The sequence below is a fragment of the Stenotrophomonas sp. Marseille-Q5258 genome (genome assembly GCF_946900935.1).
GTDB classification, from domain to species: domain Bacteria; phylum Pseudomonadota; class Gammaproteobacteria; order Xanthomonadales; family Xanthomonadaceae; genus Stenotrophomonas; species Stenotrophomonas nematodicola.
In genome coordinates this window covers 21,847-33,485 of record NZ_CAMPPN010000036.1, presented here as the reverse complement: position 1 = coordinate 33,485, position 11,639 = coordinate 21,847, and the positions used below count along the sequence as shown (strand labels likewise).

At 65.5% G+C, this 11,639-nt stretch carries 10 protein-coding genes and 1 pseudogene; 9 read left to right on the top strand and 2 right to left on the bottom strand.

All coding sequences use genetic code 11. The annotated features are described in order from the left end of the window. From OC534_RS17890 to OC534_RS17870, 5 genes and pseudogenes are all read left to right on the top strand, one after another. Window positions 1-444, top strand: a pseudogene (locus OC534_RS17890) (hypothetical protein); the annotation flags it as partial. Between the two features lie 40 nt (window positions 445-484). Then, a complete protein-coding gene (locus OC534_RS17885; protein WP_262072310.1) occupies window positions 485-1,480 on the top strand; it encodes a DUF6708 domain-containing protein in 996 nt (331 codons plus the stop codon). Window positions 1,481-1,682: 202 nt separating this feature from the next. After that, window positions 1,683-2,645, top strand: coding sequence for a DUF6708 domain-containing protein (locus OC534_RS17880; RefSeq protein WP_262072309.1), 963 nt, complete (start codon window positions 1,683-1,685; stop codon window positions 2,643-2,645). Between the two features lie 223 nt (window positions 2,646-2,868). Beyond that, the gene (locus tag OC534_RS17875) at window positions 2,869-3,120 is read left to right on the top strand and encodes a hypothetical protein (RefSeq protein WP_262072308.1); all 252 of its coding nucleotides are present in this window, start codon (window positions 2,869-2,871) and stop codon (window positions 3,118-3,120) included. Then, window positions 3,113-4,108: a DUF6708 domain-containing protein gene (locus tag OC534_RS17870; RefSeq protein ID WP_262072307.1), complete on the top strand. Its 996-nt coding sequence runs from the start codon at window positions 3,113-3,115 to the stop codon at window positions 4,106-4,108. Before OC534_RS17875 ends, OC534_RS17870 begins: the two co-directional genes overlap by 8 nt. Window positions 4,109-4,208: 100 nt before the next feature. On the opposite strand, the gene OC534_RS17865 is transcribed toward OC534_RS17870, so the two are convergent. Together OC534_RS17865 and OC534_RS17860 are read right to left on the bottom strand one after the other, a co-directional pair. Beyond that, on the bottom strand, window positions 4,209-5,222 hold the full coding sequence (locus tag OC534_RS17865) for an energy transducer TonB (protein ID WP_017355901.1): 1,014 nt from the start codon (window positions 5,220-5,222) through the stop codon (window positions 4,209-4,211). Between the two features lie 186 nt (window positions 5,223-5,408). Continuing rightward, entirely contained in the window at window positions 5,409-6,020 is a 612-nt protein-coding gene (locus OC534_RS17860; RefSeq protein WP_017355902.1) for a TIGR00645 family protein, read from the bottom strand. Between the two features lie 107 nt (window positions 6,021-6,127). Here OC534_RS17860 and OC534_RS17855 point away from each other — a divergent pair, with 107 nt between their 5' ends. The 4 genes from OC534_RS17855 (at window position 6,128) to OC534_RS17840 (ending at window position 11,638) form a co-directional block, all read left to right on the top strand. Further along, the gene (locus OC534_RS17855) at window positions 6,128-6,817 is read left to right on the top strand and encodes a glutathione binding-like protein (RefSeq protein WP_017355903.1); all 690 of its coding nucleotides are present in this window, start codon (window positions 6,128-6,130) and stop codon (window positions 6,815-6,817) included. Between the two features lie 124 nt (window positions 6,818-6,941). Next, window positions 6,942-9,170, top strand: coding sequence for a S9 family peptidase (locus OC534_RS17850; RefSeq protein WP_262072306.1), 2,229 nt, complete (start codon window positions 6,942-6,944; stop codon window positions 9,168-9,170). Between the two features lie 39 nt (window positions 9,171-9,209). Continuing rightward, complete coding sequence (locus OC534_RS17845; protein ID WP_262072305.1) at window positions 9,210-9,755, top strand: cytochrome c oxidase assembly factor 1 family protein; 546 nt, start codon at window positions 9,210-9,212, stop codon at window positions 9,753-9,755. Between the two features lie 80 nt (window positions 9,756-9,835). Further along, entirely contained in the window at window positions 9,836-11,638 is a 1,803-nt protein-coding gene (locus OC534_RS17840) for a DUF885 domain-containing protein (protein ID WP_136006033.1), read from the top strand. Window position 11,639: the final 1 nt, after the last annotated feature.

Here is an 11,639-nt window from a genome sequence, read left to right as displayed (position 1 = left end):
CAGGTGCAGCAGACCTTCACCATTGGCCACTTCTGGAACCATGACGACGATATCCGCGAGCAGTGGGCGCTGATCTGCCGCTACATGAAGGACGGCCCGGAACACTGTTTCGACGATCCACTGGACCAGGTGATCACCTTGTCGCCGAGGGGCACGCTGCGCAACTGCTGGATGCTGGTGTGCCTGATGATGGGCACTACGTTCTTTCCGCTGCGCTACACGCTGATGTTTCCCATCTACGGCGCGTTGACGCTCAGCCGTTGGATCACCTTCAAGACCTGCCGTGCGCCGGTGTTTCCGCCAGAGCTGGACGCCGAGTGCGCCGCTGCACCGGGTGATCCCTATGCATTGCCGGAACCGCGCTTCATGGCCGAGTTCGCCAGCGATCCGGCCATCTACGCACGGGCGCTGCAGCGGCATCGGGAGCGCATGTTGTGGCGGTGAATGTGTTCAGTTCCCTCACGCCAGACGATGGTGCATTGACGTGCTGACGGGCTGGTATCCCGTCTTCAGCTACGCCAGGACACTTGAGCAGATCGAGTTGGCGTTTGAACTTCATCAATTCGATCATGGCGAATTCTGTCCTGACGACGCGGTTGGAATGACGAGGCTGAACTCAACGCACCTTGAGTTTGTCGATCGAACTTTCAAGATCAAGGGGATGGCAGCCACGGCTATGTCTGCTGCCGGATCCATCTTCATGATTGCTGTGCTGGTGCAGGTCGCCATCACATCATTGGGTATGGAAGATGACGTCATCAGTTCTCTGATTGGAATCGCTGTGTTATCCGTGCCGGCGCTTGGCTTTCCGTTCTACTTCTGGCATTTCCACCTCCGAAAAGACCTCTTTCAGTACACTCACTACCCGGTTCGCTTCAACCGCGTCACCCGCAAGGTCTACTTCTTCCGCCACAACGGTCCAGGTGGCGTGGTCGTCATGCCTTGGGGATCGCCGCATGCGTTCTTCCACATCGGCCGAGGCGGACAGGACCCCAATCTGCGCGACCTGCGCTGCCATCTGCTCGACCGCCACCGCCAGGTGCAGCAGACCTTCACCATTGGTCACTTCTGGAACCATGACGACGACATCCGCGAGCAATGGGCGCTGATCTGCCGCTACATGAAGGACGGACCGGAACACTGTTTCGACGATCCGCTGGACCGGGTGATCACCCTCTCGCCAAAGGGCACGCTGCGCAACTGCTGGATGCTGGTGTGTCTGATGATGGGCACAACGTTCTTTCCGCTGCGCTACACGCTGATGCTGCCAATCTACGGCGCCTTGACGCTCAGTCGCTGGCTCACCCTCAAGACCTGCCGTGCACCGGTGTTCCCACCCGAGCTGGAGGCCGAGTGCGCCATTGCACCGGATGATCCCTATGCACTGCCGGAACCACGCTTCATGGCAGAGTTCGCCAGCGATCCGGCCATCTACGCACGGGCGCTGCAGCGGCATCGGGAGCGGATGCTGTGGCGGTGAATGTGCACGCTTCCTTCATGCCGGACGTATGGTTGGCCAAGCGCCGGGCTCAGCCTGACTGCAGATGCTCCTGCGGTAGCACACTTGAGTGCCGGCCAAGATTGAGGGACGAGCGCCATTGCGCAGAAGGGAATAAATGCAGGCCGTATGAGAAGGATAGCGGTGCACTGGCATGATGACCGGGTGGTATCCAGCATTCACGATGGAGCGTTCGCTGCTCCCTAGCGAAGAAGAATCGCTGCTTCTGAAAGACTCGCCAGGATCGCATGTTCCGGACGATGCGTTTGGAATGATCTCCTTCAATTCGACCTATCTTGAGTTCGTTGATCGTTCCTTCAAAGTAAAGGGCATGGCGTCAACGCTTTTGTTAATGGCGGGAGAGGTATTCCTGGCGTGTGTCTACATCTACTTCATTGCGCATATGGATGGGCGAGTGAGTGACTATGGTGACTGGGCTGCACTGGCTATGTTCACGCTGGGGCTCGCGACGTGCGTCGCCCTCCTATGGAATCTTCACCTTCGCAAAGACCTCTTCCAGTACACCCACTACCCGGTCCGCTTCAACCGCATCACCCGCAAGATCTACTTCTTCCGCCACAACAGACCGGGTGGCGTGGTCGTCGTTCCCTGGGGCTCGCCGTATGCGTTTTTCCACATCGGCCGAGGCGGGCAGGACCCCAATCTGCGTGATCTCCGTTGCCATCTGCTCGACCGCCACCGCCAGGTGCAGCAGACCTTCACCATTGGCCACTTCTGGAACCATGACGACGATATCCGCGAGCAGTGGGCGCTGATCTGCCGCTACATGAAGGACGGCCCGGAACACTGTTTCGACGATCCACTGGACCGCGTGATCACCCTCTCGCCAAAGGGCACGCTGCGCAACTGCTGGATGCTGGTGTGTCTGATGATGGGCACAACGTTCTTTCCGCTGCGCTACACGCTGATGCTGCCAATCTACGGCGCCTTGACGCTCAGTCGCTGGCTCACCCTCAAGACCTGCCGTGCGCCGGTGTTTCCGCCTGAGCTGGACGCCGAATGCGCCGCTGCACCGGGTGATCCCTATGCATTGCCGGAACCGCGCTTCATGGCCGAGTTCGCCAGCGATCCGGCCATCTACGCACGGGCGCTGCAGCGGCATCGGGAGCGCATGCTGTGGCGATGACGGCTTCATTTTCCCATTGTCACAAGGTGCGCACGCAGTCGGTCCCCTCCGCAGAAGCGGGCCGAGCCGATGGGCCGGTAGAGTTTCAGGGCCGACACGAAAGCGGCGGTGGTCAGCGCCAGCGGGCGTTGGTTGAGTGGGGTGGCAGGTGTGGTGTCGGGGGTACTCGTGTTCGTAAAAAAGCTACAGGGACGCGGAACTCAACAGGGTGTATGGAATCAGAATGATGGGGTTGGGACTTGTAGGCGAGCTGGCTTCTGCACTGACGATGTCCGGTTATGGAGTGCCGGTCGCAAGCATTCTGCTGATTGTGGTTGCCATCACCACCGTGGTGGTTGCGTGGTTCAAACCCGACGGAGTACAGCGCTGGTTGGATAAGACCATGCATTTCGAAGGTAGCGACTCAGGGCGATTTGCTGATCTGGAATCGCAGAATCCCGCGCTTGGAGCATTGAGGGGAGATCAAGGTGCTTAGTGGATGGCAGCCTCCGTTCAAATACGGTCGGAGCATCTCCAACGATGAAGCTCTGGCGGAGCTCAATCCTTCAGGAATGGAGCGAGCCACACCTGACGATGCCTTCGGCTTGGTCAAATTCAACTCCGTATTCATCGAATTTGTTGATCGCACGTTCAAAATGAAAGGAATGGCCCCGACGCTTATTCAGCTGGTCGTGTCGCTGGGTATTCTCGTGGGGTTGGTGGCCGCTGCCGACCTTGTGGTCACCATGCATGAAGAGATGACGGAGAGCCTTCTCTCGTTGCTGTTCCCTTTCGCTGCTGGCATGGGTGGTTGGTGGCTGTTCTGGACATTGCACCTGAGAAAGGACCTTTTCCAGTACACCCACTACCCGGTCCGATTCAACCGCATCACCCGCAAGATCTATTTCTTCCGTCACAACGGTCCCGATGGCGTGGTCGTCGTACCCTGGGGCTCGCCGTACGCGTTCTTCCACATCGGTCGTGGCGGCCAGGACCCCAGCCTGCGGGATCTGCGCTGCCATCTGCTCGACCGTCACCGCCAGGTGCAGCAGACCTTCACCATTGGCCACTTCTGGAACCATGACGACGATATCCGCGAGCAGTGGGCGCTGATCTGCCGCTACATGAAGGACGGCCCGGAACACTGTTTCGACGACCCACTGGACCGCGTGATCACCCTCTCGCCAAAGGGCACGCTGCGCAACTGCTGGATGCTGGTGTGCCTGATGATGGGCACTACGTTCTTTCCGCTGCGCTACACGCTGATGTTTCCCATCTACGGCGCGTTGACGCTCAGCCGCTGGATCACCTTCAAGACCTGCCGTGCGCCGGTGTTTCCGCCTGAGCTGGAGGCCGAGTGCGCCATTGCACCGGATGATCCCTATGCACTGCCGGAACCACGCTTCATGGCAGAGTTCGCCAGCGATCCGGCCATCTACGCACGGGCGCTGCAGCGGCATCGGGAGCGGATGCTGTGGCGGTGAAGGCAAGGCGGCTCGCGCCGATCGGCGCAGGGCATGCGGCAGGCGCTGGAACGAAGAAGCCCGGCGGGTGCCGGGCTTCTTCAGGGGTGCTGCGTGCCGATCAACCGCCTTCCGGGGCGAATGCCAGGGTGCGGCGGGTGGTGACCGGGGCGCCGACGGGTTCAAACTTCCAGCGCTTCACGGCGTTGAGTGCCTCGCGATCGAACACGCGCGCCGGGTTGGCACGGAGCACGCGGGCGTTGGTCACCGAGCCGTCGGTACCGACGGTGATTTCCACCAGGACTTCGCCCGAGGTGCCCGAGCGCAGTGCGTCGGCCGGGTAGCGCGGTGCCGGGGTGCTGACCGGACGCAGGCTCGGCGCAGCGGCCGGGGTGGCACGTGCGGCGGCGGCCTGCTGGGCGGCGGCCTGCTGCTGGCGCTGTTCGGCCTCGCGCCGTGCGGTGGCCTGGCGTTCGGCGTCCTGGCGGTCGGTATCGCGACGGGCAGCTTCCTGCTGGGCGGCGATCTGGCGTGCTGCTTCGGCTTCGCTGGCCTGCTGCTGGGCCTGGCGCTGCTGCTCCACCAACTGCTTGGCGCGGGTTTCGGCGTCCTTCTTGACCTTGTCGGTCTCTTCCTGGGTCCGCTTGAGCGCAGTCTGCATGCCGCCGGTGATGCCCTGCTTCAGACGCGGCAGCGCCGGTGCGGTGGCGTCGACCTTCTCGATCAGCGCGACCAGGCGCTGGGCTTCGTTGAAGTCTTCGCGGGTGAGGTTCTGTTCGGCCGCGATCAGCGTGTACGGCAGCAGGTCGGTCAGCGCGCTCTTCACCGATGCATCGTCCGGGGTCTTGTCGCGCAGCGCCAGGTAGTACTCCATCGCGTTGTCGCCCGCCGGGGCATACATGCGGTTCTCGCGCAGCGCCTTGCTGGCCAGTTCGCGCAGCTCTTCGGTGCCCAGCGACTGCACCTTGGCCGACACGGCCGGCGCGGCCGGTGCCGCTGCGGTGCCGGTGGCGGCGGGCGTGGCCGGTGCATCGGCGGGTTTCGGTTCGTCCTTGCCGGAGCAGGCGGCCAGCGCCAGCAGCAGGGTGACCGGCGCGAGCAGGCGCGTTTTGGCAAACGTGGTGACGTGCGACATCCAACTTCCCCTTGAATACGACGGTACGTAAGACCTGAAGCGGTCAGGCCGGCCGACGCCCCTGGACGTTTCCCGGCGTCCACGGCGCTGCTGCAGGTGTGCAATCTAGCATCACCGGGGCGGCGCAGGGGCCAGGCCGGTGGGACCAGCCGGCATCGTCGCCGATGCCGGCCGGGGGGCGCAACGTCAGTGCGCGTGGGCCTTGGACGACGAACCGGACATCAGCTTGTCGGTCCAGGCGATGCCGATCGCCGAGAGGATGAACACGCAGTGGATGATGGTCTGCCAGAGCACGCCGGCGCTGGTCATCGAGCTGCACTTGCTGGCACCGATGTTGGAAGCGGCCACGTTCATCAGTTCCGGCGGGCACAGCGGCAGACCGTCCAGGGCACCGGCGGCAATGAAGGTCTTGAGCAGGTGGATCGAGGAAATGCCGATGATCGACAGCGCCAGCTTGACCTTGAGCACGCTGGCGTTGACATGGCTCAGCCACTCCGGCTGGTCGGGATGGCCTTCCAGGCCCAGGCGTGACACGAAGGTCTCGTAGCCACCCACGATCACCATCACCAGCAGGTTGGAGATCATCACCACGTCGATCAGACCGAGCACGATCAGCATGATCTGCTGCTCGCCCAGGCTGTTGGCGTCGTGGATGAGGTGCCACAGTTCCTTCCCGAACAGGAATACGTAGACGCACTGGGCCAGGATCAGCCCCAGGTACAGCGGCAGCTGCAGCCAGCGCGAGGCGAAGATCAGGGACGACATGGGGCTGAGGCGGCGGGGCGGGGAGGGAGACATGCTGGAATGCTGCGTTGCGGGAGAGGCGGCAGCGTACCGGGCCGGATTGACCCTGCCAACCCAACTCACGCACTACACTCGGCCTTCGCCTTCGCCGAGCCCACGACATGATCGACCTGTACTACTGGCCCACCCCCAATGGCCACAAAGTCACGCTGATGCTGGAAGAAACCGGCCTGCCGTACCAGATCAAACCCGTCAACATCGGCGCCGGCGACCAGTTCAAACCCGATTTCCTGACCATTTCACCGAACAACAAGATGCCGGCCCTGGTCGACCACGAGCCGACGGACGGCGGTGCGCCGCAGAGCGTGTTCGAGTCCGGTGCCATCCTGCTGTACCTGGCCGAGAAGACCGGCCGCTTTTTGCCGGCCGACAGCCGGGGCCGCGTGGCGGTACTGGAATGGCTGTTCTGGCAGATGGCCGGGCTGGGGCCGATGAGCGGGCAGATGGGGCATTTCAATGTGTACGCCCCCGAGCGCATTCCCTACGCGATCGAACGCTACAACAACGAGGTGCGCCGCCTGCATGGGGTGATGGACAAGCGCCTGGCGGCCAGCGCCTACCTGGGCGGGGACAGCTACAGCATCGCCGACATGGCCAGCTACCCCTGGATCGGCGCCTACGACACGCTGCCGGTGGACTTCGCCGCCTTCCCCCACCTGAAGCGCTGGCACGACGCCATCGCCGCGCGTCCGGCCACCCGGCGTGCCTTCGCGCTGCGTGCGCAGGTCAATCCCGATGCCGGCAAACCGCTGGGCGAGGAAGAACGCAGGCACCTGTTCGGCCCGCGTTGAGGCCGGGTCGCGGCGCGCGCGGGTCCAAGGTCATGCTGCCTTCCCGCGCCGGCTTGGTTAGGATGAGGCGTTCCCTGCCGCGTGCGCGCGGTGGGGAGTCGCCCAGACGCTGCCGGAACCCTCCATGCGCCACCTGTTTGCTTCGCTCGCCCTGATGCTCGCCACGACCTCGCTCGCTCACGCCGAAAAACTCACGCTGGAGGCCATCACCGGTCCGCTGCCGCTGTCCGGCCCGACCCTGATGAAGCCCAAAGTGGCCCCGGACGGGTCGCGCGTCAGCTTCCTGCGCGGCAAGGAGGCCGACCGCAACCAGCTGGACCTGTGGGCCTACGACATCGCCAGCGGACAGACCCGCCTGCTGGTGGATTCCAAGGTGGTGCTGCCCGGTGCCGAGACCCTGAGCGACGCCGAGAAGGCCCGCCGCGAGCGTCAGCGCATCGCCGCGATGACCGGCATTGTCGATTACCAGTGGTCGCCGGACGCGCGCACGCTGCTGTTCCCACTCGGCGGCGAACTCTACCTGTACGACCTGGGCAAGCAGGGCCAGGCCGCCGTGCGCCAGCTCACCCACGGCGAGGGCTTCGCCACCGACGCCAAGCTCTCACCCAAGGGCGGTTTCGTCAGCTTCGTGCGCGCGCGCAATCTGTGGGTGATCGACCTGGCCAGCGGCCGGCAGATCCAGCTCACCCGCGATGGCAGCGACACCATCGGCAATGGCGTGGCTGAGTTCGTCGCCGATGAAGAGATGGATCGCCACACCGGTTACTGGTGGGCGCCGGACGATTCGGCGATCGCCTTCGCACGCATCGACGAAAGCCCGGTGCCGGTGCAGAAGCGCTACGAGATGTATGCCGACCGTACCGAGATGATCGAGCAGCGCTACCCGGCCGCCGGCGACCACAATGTCACCGTGACGCTGGGCGTGATCGCACCGCAGGCCGGTGCCGCGCCGCGCTGGATCGACCTGGGGCGCAACCCGGACATCTACCTGGCCCGCGTGGACTGGCGCGATCCGCAGCGTCTCACCTTCCAGCGCCAGTCGCGCGACCAGAAGACCCTGGAGCTGATCCAGGCCGACCTGGCCTCCGGCCGCCAGCACACGCTGGTCACCGAAACCTCGCGCACCTGGGTACCGCTGCACAATGACCTGCGCTTCCTCAAGCAGGGCGGGTTCCTGTGGTCCTCTGAACGCAGTGGCTTTGAACACCTGTATCGCGTGTCCGAGGATGGCAGGACGGTCACCGCGCTGACCAGCGGCCCGTGGCCGGTCGATGAACTGCTGGCCGTGGACGAGGAGGCCGGCAAAGTCTATTTCCGTGCCGGCATCGACTCCGCCCGCGAGAGCCAGATCTATGCCGTGCCGCTGCAGGGCGGTGCACTGCAGCGCCTGTCGCAGGCTCCCGGCATGCACAGCGCCAGTTTCGCGCGCAACGCCAGCGTCTACGTGGACAGCTGGTCCAGCACCACCACACCGCCGCAGATCGCGCTGTTCCGCGCCAACGGCGAGAAAATCGCCACCCTGGTCGAGAACGACCTGTCCGATCCGGCCCATCCCTACGCGCGCTATCTGGATGCACAGCGCCCGGTCGAGTTCGGCACGCTCACCGCCGCCGACAACCGCACCGCGCTGCACTACAGCCTGATCAAGCCGACCGGCTTCGACCCGGCCAAGCGCTACCCGGTGGTGGTGTACGTGTACGGTGGACCGGCCAGCCAGACCGTCACCGACAGCTGGCCCGGGCGCGGCGACCACCTGTTCAACCAGTACCTGGCCCAGCAGGGCTATGTGGTGTTCTCGCTGGACAACCGCGGCACCCCGCGCCGCGGCCGTGATTTCGGCGGCGCGCTGTACGGCGTGCAGGGTACGGTGGAAGTGGACGATCAGCTGCGCGGCGCGGCCTGGCTGAAGCAGCAGCCCTGGGTGGACCCGGCGCGCATCGGTGTGCAGGGCTGGTCCAACGGCGGCTACATGACTCTGATGCTGCTGGCCAAGGCATCCGACACGTACGCCTGCGGCGTGGCGGGCGCACCGGTCACCGACTGGGGCCTGTACGACACCCACTACACCGAGCGTTACATGAACCTGCCCGGCAACAACGCCAAGGGTTACGAGGAGGCCCGCGTGCTGTCGCACATCGACGGCCTGCGCTCGCGCCTGCTGTTGATCCACGGCATGGCCGACGACAACGTGCTGTTCACCAACGCCACGGTCCTGATGAGCGCGCTGCAGAAGCGGGGCCAGCCGTTCGAGCTGATGACCTATCCGGGCGCCAAGCATGGGTTGTCGGGCAGCAACGCGCTGCACCGCTACCGCCTGGCCGAAGATTTCCTGGGGCGCTGCCTGGCGCCCTGATCGCGTTGCCCCGCCACCGGCTCGACAAGGAGTACGCCGATGACACCGTCGCCCCCGATTCCCCCCGCCATCTCACGACGCAGCTGGTGGGCGCGCCACTGGCGCTGGGCCATGCCCGCGCTGGTTCTGCTGGTGGCGCTGGGTGCCGTGCTGGCGATCGGGTTCGCACTGGACCGCTGGTCGCAGTGGAGCCGGGGCAGCGAGCCGTACGTGGAGGCGATGCGCCGCGCGCGCTGCAGCATCGAGCTGGTGCAGGTGCTGGGGGAGCCGATCGACGACGGCTACCTGCCGGTGGGCACGCTGCAGCAGGGCAGCGACGGCAGCGGCCGGGCCGACCTGGTGCTGAAGGTGCGCGGCCCCCAGGCGCACGGCGACCTGTTCCTGGCCGGGCGCCGCCAGCAGGCGCAGTGGGACTACCCGGTGATGTACGTGCTGACCGGCGACACCCACACCATCGACCTGACGGCGCTGGATGACGCCGAGGCGGTGACCCGCTGCGAGCTGGCCGACTGCCGGGCGCAGGGCGACTGCCCGCCCGCGCCGGCGCATCCGCCCTCGGTCCCGCGGCAGGCGCTGGAGGCCTGAGCGGCGCATGACCTCCGGCCGATTGCCGCCCGTGCCCTGAGTGCGTAGGGTCGCAGGCATCTCTTCGCTGGAGTTCCCGCATGAAGCCGCTCGTCCTTGCCGTTGCGCTGGCCCTCTCCGTTCCCGCCGCGTTGGCCGCGCCGCCGGCGCTGGCCGCCGCGCCGGCCGCCGGCAAGGCACCCGCCAGCCCGGCCTGGGTGGTCCGCAGCAACACGCTCGCGCAGATCCTGCTCGATGCCCAGGGCCCGTTCCAGCCCGAGGAGACCGGCTTCTTCGGCGTGCCGGGGTACGACGACAAGGTGGCCGACTTCGGTCCGGACAACGGCGCGCGCTACCGCGCGGCAATGGCCAAGGCGCGCGCCGAGCTGCAGGGCAAGCTGGCCACCGAACGCGATCCCAACGTGCGCCAGGACCTGGCGATCATGATCGCCGCGGCCACCCAGAACATCGAAGGCAGCGAACTCAACGAGAAATATCTGCTGCCGTGGACGGACACGCCGCAGACGGTGTTCAGCGGCCTCAACCTCCTGCTGTCCGATCAGGTTCCCGCCGAGCGCCGCGCCAAGGCGCTGGACCGCCTGAAGCGCTACGCCGGCCTGGTGCCGGGCAGCCAGCCGGTCACCACGCTGTCGCGGCAGCGCTATGAAGAGCGCCTGGCCGACACGTCCCTGCTGCAGCCGACGAAGATCGAGGTCGAGCAGTCGCTGGCCAACGTGGACACCTACATCAGCGGCATCGAGCAGCTGTTCGGCAAGTACAACGTGGCGGGTGCCGATGAGGCGTTGAAGACCATCGCCACGCAGCTGCGCGAGTACCGCGACTGGACCCGCAGCGAGGTGCTGCCCAAGGCCCGCACGGATACCCGCCTGCCGGCGCCGTTGTACGCCTTCCAGCTCAAGCGCGTGGGCATCGACATCGCGCCGGCGCTGCTGGTGCAGCGCGCGCAGCTGGAGTTCATGGAAACCCGTTCGGCGATGCGCCAGCTGGCGCCGCTGGTGGTGCAGGCCAAGGGCCTGAAGGTGACCGACCCGACCGACCCGGTCGCGGTGGTGCGCGCGCTGAAGGGCGACAAGATCGCCGATGACCAGCTGGAGCACCATTACCGTGGCGTGATCGATGCCATCGACCCGATCATCCGCCGCGAGAAGATTGTCGATGTGCCGCAGCGGCCGATGCAGATGCGGCTGGGGTCGGCGGCCGAGAGCGCCGCTTCGCCGGCGCCGCACTTCCTGCCCGCACCGCTGGTCGGCAACACCGGTCAGCAGGGCACCTTCGTGCTGCCGCTGGGCAATCCCGCCGCCGGCGACAAGGCGGCGCAGTACGACGACTTCAACTTCGGCTCGGCCGCATGGACGCTGAGCGCGCATGAAGGCCGCCCGGGCCACGAACTGCAGTTCACCGCGATGGTCGAGCGCGGCATTTCGCTGGCGCGCACCATGTTCGCGTTCAACTCGGTCAACGTCGAAGGCTGGGCGCTGTATGCCGAAGCGGAGATGGTGCCGTATGAACCGCTGGACGGGCAGCTGATCGCCCTGCAGTTCCGCCTGCTGCGCGCCGCACGCGCGATGCTCGATCCGATGCTCAACCTGGGGCTCACCGATCGCGCCAACGCCGAACGCGTGTTGATCGACGAGGTGGGGCTGTCCAAGGCGATGGCCACCCAGGAACTGGACCGCTACACCGTGCGCGCGCCCGGCCAGGCCGGCAGCTATTTCTACGGTTACACACGGATCCTGGAGCTGCGCATGCAGACCGAGCTGGCGCTGGGCAACCGCTTCGACCGGCTGGCGTTCAACAACTTCCTGCTCGACCAGGGCCTGCTGCCGCCGGACCAGCTCACCGACGCGGTCAATGAGGTGTTCGTGCCCAAGCACCGCCAATGAC

What these genes read in the sequence shown, in the direction of transcription:
- OC534_RS17880 (WP_262072309.1), top strand. Translation starts at nt 1,683, where the DNA reads ATGGAGCGTTCGCTGCTCCCTAGCGAAGAAGAATCGCTGCTTCTGAAA.
- OC534_RS17875 (WP_262072308.1), top strand. Translation starts at nt 2,869, where the DNA reads ATGATGGGGTTGGGACTTGTAGGCGAGCTGGCTTCTGCACTGACGATG.
- OC534_RS17865 (WP_017355901.1), bottom strand. Translation starts at nt 5,222, where the DNA reads ATGTCGCACGTCACCACGTTTGCCAAAACGCGCCTGCTCGCGCCGGTC.
- OC534_RS17860 (WP_017355902.1), bottom strand. Translation starts at nt 6,020, where the DNA reads ATGTCTCCCTCCCCGCCCCGCCGCCTCAGCCCCATGTCGTCCCTGATC.
- OC534_RS17855 (WP_017355903.1), top strand. Translation starts at nt 6,128, where the DNA reads ATGATCGACCTGTACTACTGGCCCACCCCCAATGGCCACAAAGTCACG.
- OC534_RS17850 (WP_262072306.1), top strand. Translation starts at nt 6,942, where the DNA reads ATGCGCCACCTGTTTGCTTCGCTCGCCCTGATGCTCGCCACGACCTCG.
- OC534_RS17845 (WP_262072305.1), top strand. Translation starts at nt 9,210, where the DNA reads ATGACACCGTCGCCCCCGATTCCCCCCGCCATCTCACGACGCAGCTGG.
- OC534_RS17840 (WP_136006033.1), top strand. Translation starts at nt 9,836, where the DNA reads ATGAAGCCGCTCGTCCTTGCCGTTGCGCTGGCCCTCTCCGTTCCCGCC.